The 5737-nt window shown below is 72.4% G+C and carries 4 protein-coding genes; all 4 read right to left on the bottom strand.

Annotated features, from left to right (window positions below; translation table 11 throughout):
* Positions 1 to 466: 466 nt before the first annotated feature.
* A complete protein-coding gene (locus LCD35_RS18075; protein ID WP_225044505.1) occupies positions 467 to 1171 on the bottom strand; it encodes a hypothetical protein in 705 nt (234 codons plus the stop codon).
* A 13-nt stretch (positions 1172 to 1184) separates the two neighbouring features.
* Positions 1185 to 2873, bottom strand: a complete 1689-nt coding sequence (locus LCD35_RS18070; protein WP_224967283.1) for a WXG100 family type VII secretion target — start codon at positions 2871 to 2873, stop codon at positions 1185 to 1187.
* 136 nt (positions 2874 to 3009) lie between these two features.
* The gene (locus LCD35_RS18065; protein WP_374108103.1) at positions 3010 to 3816 is read right to left on the bottom strand and encodes an endonuclease I family protein; all 807 of its coding nucleotides are present in this window, start codon (positions 3814 to 3816) and stop codon (positions 3010 to 3012) included.
* A gap of 314 nt (positions 3817 to 4130) precedes the next feature.
* Positions 4131 to 5072, bottom strand: a complete 942-nt coding sequence (locus tag LCD35_RS18060) for a lipid kinase (protein ID WP_224962839.1) — start codon at positions 5070 to 5072, stop codon at positions 4131 to 4133.
* Positions 5073 to 5737 lie beyond the last annotated feature (665 nt).

The raw sequence follows: 5737 nt of genomic DNA, 5'->3' as shown, positions 1-5737 counted from the left end.
GAGCATCAGCAACAGCGTGCGGGCCGGGCGCGGGCCCCCCCCCCCCCCCCCCCGCCGCCGCGCCCCCGGGCGCCGCCCCCCCCCCCCCCCCGCCCCCCCCCCCCCCCCCCCCCCCCCCCCCCCCCCCCCCCCCCCGGGCCTGTTCCGCCGGCGGGGCGGGGGGGGGCGGGGCCCCCCCCCCCCCCCCCACCACATGATGGAAGGGTCGTCGGCCCACTCGTCACCCAGGTAGCGACCGGAGGTGATGAGGTCGCTCGGCAGCGGCCAACCCGACCTGTCCACATGGGACGGTTCCACGTCGTTGAGCGGCGCGTGCGGAACACTCGTCCGCCCGGACACGGTCGAACCGACGTACCCCTGCTCCGGGAGCACGAGCCAGCGGAGCTCCTCACCGTCGGCCACCCACTTCTCCTGGAGCTTGGCGGACCACTTCCGCGCCAGGAGCTCCCGGTCCAGTTCGTTCAGGTCAGCCACGTCCGCCTCCTCCACCGGTGAACGCTCGCAGCGCGTCGAGCATGACTGGGACTCCGCCGGGCCTGCGGGCGTTCAGGCCGAAACCGGAACCGTCCCGCAACGTGATCGCTAACGTGATGGAGAGCTTCGAGCCGACCGGGCGGCAGTCCGCGATGTCGTTCGGGCCGAACTCCAGCCACGGCAGCACCCGCTCCGGCCGGATCGGCTCGCCCGGTGCGTTCTTCCCGAACTCACCCTGTCCCGCCCGCGCCGACGCGCCGCCCCGGGCGAGGAGTTCCACCGCGACTCCGAGGCGCCGCGGAGTCAGCATCCACAACGTTCGGTACGGGGACCCTTCGGCGGGAACGGTGCTGCCGATCGCCTCCACCGCCGCGCACTCCGGCGCCGCGCCGAACACCGTCAGATCTGCCCGGCGCCCTCCACCGCTGTCGGGCTTGCCGCGGTCACCGCTGTCTCCGCTGCCGAACGCCATGGTCAGCAACGCATCGCCCGCGAAGCCACCGACCGCGGCCGCAGCCTTGCCACCGCCGCGGGCGAACCTCTTGCCCCAGCTCTCCAACTGCGCACCGCGCTCGTCCAGGCCCTTGACGCGGTAGACCAGATCCTCCTGCCACAACGCCCACAGGAGTGGCTCGTCCGGAGCACACCACCACTCCCTCGCCACCAACGGCGCCGGAAGCGCCCTGGACACCGACATCAGGACTTCCTCCTCATACGCTGAATCCGCGGTCCGTCGCGGCATCGCGCTCGTCTTCGGTCGACGGGTCCTGCGCGACGTCGTATCCGAACTTCACGCCTTGCTCGATGCCTTCTTGCGCCACGGCCGCCGTGCCTTCGTGCACGATGGCATCCGTCAATCGGTGCTCACCGCTCAACCCGGCCGCTCCGAGCCCCGCTTGGGCCAGATTCGCGGCCAAAGCCTGTTCGCCACGCGCACGCTCCATCTCAGGTCGGAGATCACCGCCCCAGGAACGGGATGGTGTGCCGTCGGCGTTCTGGCGGTAGATCACGTCGCCGTCCTCATCACGGCGAGCGGCGTTCGCGAATCGATTGCCCGTCGTCGAGGCCCCGTCCTGGGCAGTGGCCCGTTCGAGATCGCGGGTAGCGCGGTTCAGGTCGGCTTGCGCCCCCGGCCGACCTTGCGCGAGTGCTTCTTCCGCTTCCCGGACTCCGCGCTGGGCGTTGCGGAGTCCATCGGTGTCACCACGGGTGAGGATCTTCGCGATCGGGTTCCCGTCGATATGCCGGGCCACCCATTGCTGCCCCTTGCTCCCGTTCCGCAAGTCGTTCATCTTCTCCACCACCTTGCGGAGCGGGCCGCTGCGGAGTTTCTGGAGGAGCTCCTCCAGCTTGGTGATCAGGGGCTTCAGCTTGTGGAGGAGTTCGGCGGCCTTGGTGCCGAGGCGGGTTCCGGTGATGGCGACCTGGGAGGCGGTGAGCCCGGAGGCCGCGGCGACGGAGGCGCCCGCGGTGATCCAGGACGCGGCCAGCGCCGCGATCCACTCGATGATGAGGCCCATCACGAGTTCCTGGAGGATGTCCACGATCATCTCGACGGCCATGTCGAAGATGTCGGCGGCGAAGTTCAACGTCTGCGCGAGGCCGCGCACCTCTTCGGCGAACGCGGCGGTGCCGCCGGAGAACTCCTCCATCTGCTTGCGGAACGCGTCCCCGGCCTGGCCTTCCCACACGGGCCGGGTGGCGGCGGCCCGCTGCTGCTCCTGCTCGCCGAGGCCGTCGACCCAGTCGGCGACCTGCTCCCAGCCCTTCCCGGTGCTGCGCATCTGGTCCGGGTCGCCGATCAGCGGTTCGATGACCCACTCCACCAGCGGGCTGATCACCAGGGAGATGAGGAATCCGAGCCCGTTGTCCGCGAACGCCTTGCCGGGGCTGAGCGCCATGTCCAGCTGCTCCATGCGGGCGTTGACGGTGGCGATGGCGATGTCCGGCGGGTTGTCCGCGCGCGCCAGGTCGTTGCTGGTGGAGACCGCGGACGAGCCGTACTCGGCGGTCCGCCCCAGGTAGCTGCGGCCGGGCCCGCCGGCGCCGTTGACCTCGCCGAGCGAGGCGGGTCCACCGCCGGAGACCCGCATCCCGCTGAGGTCGATCTTGCCCAGGTCGTCGGCCTGGGTCTGGTCCATGTCCTGGTAGTCCTTGGCGCAGTCCTGCACGGCCTGCGAGATGTGCCCCATGAACCCGCCGGCCTGGGTGGCGAGGTCGCGGCACTCCTCCAGCGAGCTGAAGTAGTGCATGGCCAGCAGCTCGCCGATCGGGCCGAAGCAGTCGTCGCTGACCCGAGCCTGCTCCAGCACCGCGGACAGCTGGTCCAAGTGCTGCGACACGCCTTGGGAGCCTTGGCTGTGCGCCGACAGCGCCTCCGGTGCGACGTTCAAGGTCACGGTCGTCCCCCCAGGACTCGAAGCGGTGCACCCACCACCGATCAGTGGTGGCGATACTACTGCGACGATCTCGAGCCCAGGTCCGTTCCCACCGATCCGGCCGGAGGCGGCGCGCGGCCACCTCCGGCGCTCGGGATCAGCCCCAGATGTCGGCCGCCCACTCCGGGTGGTCGATGAACGGGTTCCGGTTGTGCTGGAACTGGTCGAAGATGACCTGGTTGCGGTTCTTCTCGAAGTCGTCCGGCGGGTCCTGGGCGTTCCACTCCAGCAGCACCGACTGGCGGCCCATCGCGGGCGCGCTGCCGTTGTCCACCTGGTCGTTGAGCTCCAGGTCGGGGGCGCCGTCGTCGCCTTCGTAGCGCACCGCCATGTACATGATCATGCGGGCGACGTCGCCCTTGACCTCGTCGCGGGGCTCGAAGGAGTCGTCGTCGGTGAAGTTGCCCTCGGCCTCGTCGACCGGGCTGCCGCCCATGTCGAAGTCCTTGTTGCCGCGCGCCGAGTTGACCGAGACGTCGGTCGGGCGCAGGTGGTGCACGTCGGTGCCCGGCCCGGGCGAGGTGCCGAAGTCGCCGTGCGACTTCGCCCAGGTGTGCTCCCGGTTCCACTGGTCGGCGCCGCCGCCGTTGGTGTCCTTGCCCTGCGAGCGGCCCGAGTACAGCAGGATCACGTTGTCCGGGTTCGCCGGGTCCTGGTCGGTGACCTTCAGCGCGTCCCACACCTCGTCGTAGGTGAGCTGGTCGGCGCTGCTGATGATGTCGTTGAGGGCGGCCTTCAGCTCCGGGCCGGTCTTGCCCAGCGCCGGTTCGTAGTAGGAGTCGTGGGGCGCCACCGGGCGGTCGGTGCCGCCGAGGTCGGCGGGCGCGGCGGAAGCGGGCAGCGGCAGCGCCACGGCCAGCGGCAGCACACCTGCCAGCGCGAAGCGTGTCCAGCGGGTCTTCAGCACGAGCGCGGTCCTCTCCCGGAAAGAGCGGCGCCGTTCGCACGTCGATGAATTCGCGAGGGCGCCGCAGAACACGGTCAAGGCCGAATTCTGGCACGCGGATCAGCACCGCCGAGTGCAGCATTCAGCGCAATCACTTGTCCGCCGAATGACCCAACAGGGCCGAGAGGTCCAGCTCAGACCAGGGGAAACGGGAAAACCGTTCAATTTCGCCGACGAGAATTCAGGAAACGGCTTCCGGCGCGCGAACCGTTCGCACCGGAATTCCGCGAAATACGGAAACGGCGCTGATCGAGAAATGCGGGACCGCGGTTTCAGCCGCCGTCGGTCCACGTCGGCGGAGCCACCACGTGCAGCGCGTTGCGCGCCACCGAGAACCGCTGCGGGGTGTTCGCCACCAGCTCGCCGTCCACGTTGATCGGCAGCTCCTCGTCGGTGTTCACCACGACCGAGCCGGTCCGCACGTGCGTCACCAGCGAGCTGTCCGTCGTGCTGCCGGTGCGCAGCTCCCGCGCCATCGACAGCAGCCGCAGCGGGCTGCCGTTGTGCAGCACCGACACGTCCAGCATGGCGTCGTCGATGCCCGCGTCGGCCGCCGCCAGCTGCCCGCCGCCGAAGTACCGGCCGTTGGCCACCGAGATCTGCAGCAGGTCGGTGAGCTCCATCGTGGCGTGGTCGCCGTCCGGGAACTCCAGGGTCGCCGCGAACGGCCGGTGCCTGCGCAGCGCCCGCGCCGTCGCCACCGGGTAGGCCAGCGGGCCGACCCGCCGCTTCAGCACCGGCGACATGTGCTGGGCGACCGCCGCTCCCAGGCCCGCCGAGGCCCGGTTGACGTAGAAGTTCCCGCCGCAACGCCCCAGGTCCACGTCCACCACGTGCCCGCGCGCGATGGTCCGGCAGGCGCCGTCGAGGTCCGCCGGGATGTGCATGGTGCGGGCGAAGTCGTTGGCCGTGCCCAGCGGCAGCAGGCCCATCGGCACCTCGCGGTGTGCCAGCACGTCCACCACCGAGCTCACCGTGCCGTCACCGCCGCCGAGCACGACCAGGTCGTGCCCGTCCTCGACGGCGCCCTCCACGACCTCCACCAGCCGGGAGGCGTCCCGCAGCGGGTGCACCGCGTGCAGCGGCACGTCCAGCGCGCGCAGCAGGTCCTCGGCGTGCGAGCAGGCGCGCGCCCCGGACCGCGATTGCGCGTTGACGATCAGGGCAGCCTTGGTGACGTGGCCGTCGTAGCGGATGGTTCCTCCTCCGGTCACTCGAAGGCTACCGGCGTCTCGAACACGCCCGACCGTCGCCGCAGGTGAGGACGCTCACGCCGGCTGGATCAGCTCCACGGTGGTCCCGTCCGCGTCTCGCATGTAGGCGAAGCGCGTCCCGGCGCGCGGTCCCGCGCGGCCCTAGGTCGGCGACGGTGATGCCGGTGTGGCCGGCGGCGGTGGTGCGGACGGCCATGGCCCCGTGCTGCGCCGGGGCCCCCCCCCCCCCCGGGGGGGGGGGGCGCGGGGGGGGGGGGGGGGGGGGGGGCCGCCCCCCCCCCCCCCCCCGGGCCCCCCCGGGGGGGGGGGGGGGCGGCCCCCCCCCCCCCCGGGGGGGGGCGCCCCCCCCCGCCCGGGGGGGGGGCGGCGGGGGGCCGGGTTTCGGGATCCGGAGCCGAGGGGCGGCGCCGGGGTTCTTCGGGTGGCCGGTCCTCGGTCGGGTGGCCGGATCTTCGGGGTGGCCGTGCGGCGGGGTGTTCTTCGGGGTGGCCGTGCGGCGGGGTTCTTCGGGGTGGCCGTGCGGCCGGGGTCTTCGGTCCTCTCCACCGGCCGGGGCGGCGGGGGGGGGGGGGGGGGGGGGGGGGGGGCGCGCCCCCCCCCGGGGGGGGGGGGGGGGGGGGGGGATCTGCGGCGCCCCGCCGCCGCCGCGAGGGGTGGGGTGGGGG

The organism is Saccharopolyspora sp. 6V, assembly GCF_020176785.1.
GTDB lineage: Bacteria > Actinomycetota > Actinomycetes > Mycobacteriales > Pseudonocardiaceae > Saccharopolyspora_C > Saccharopolyspora_C gregorii.
Note: the sequence above shows the minus strand (reverse complement) of the source record. Positions and strands in the feature narration are given on the sequence as shown.